General features: G+C 38.5%; 1 protein-coding gene. It reads left to right on the top strand.

All coding sequences use genetic code 11. From position 1 onward, the window contains the following. Positions 1-36: 36 nt before the first annotated feature. Positions 37-509: zinc ribbon domain-containing protein (locus AB4486_RS25575; RefSeq protein WP_372119536.1), on the top strand; the 473-nt coding region annotated here is incomplete at its 3' end.

Here is a 509-nt window from a genome sequence, read left to right as displayed (position 1 = left end):
ATTCAAAAAGGTAAGCACTTTACTTTAGCTAGAATCATGTTTGAAAAAGCTATGCAAGGTTATGGCGTCGCGCGTCTACAAAAGTTTGCATTAGAAAAAGGTTTGAAGCTTAGTTATTCAGCGGTTGGCAAGATGTTCAGAAGTCACACAGTTTTTGGTGACTTGCATATCACCCACCAAGGAAACAAGCATACCTTAAAAGGTTATTACCCTGCCCTAGCTACTGAAAATGAGTACTACATAGTAAGAGCCATTAAAGACAGATTAACTAAGGAAAGTAACTCACAGCGTAAACATGTAAGCATCTTGGCAGGTATGCAAAAGCTGTATTGTGGTTGCTGTAATTCATCTGTTGGCATTTCCCGAAACACAAAACAAGACATCAACTATTACTCTTGCATTAACAAGCTAGAGAAATGCTATCAACCTCTACGCCAAGACATTATCGACAACATCGTATTGAATGCTATTGATACACATATTTTCAACGCTGACACGTCAGATACGAC

This window comes from Vibrio sp. 10N.222.55.C6 (genome assembly GCF_041473395.1).
Classification (GTDB): Bacteria; Pseudomonadota; Gammaproteobacteria; order Enterobacterales; family Vibrionaceae; genus Vibrio; species Vibrio crassostreae_C.
This window is presented reverse-complemented; position numbering and strand designations above follow the sequence as displayed.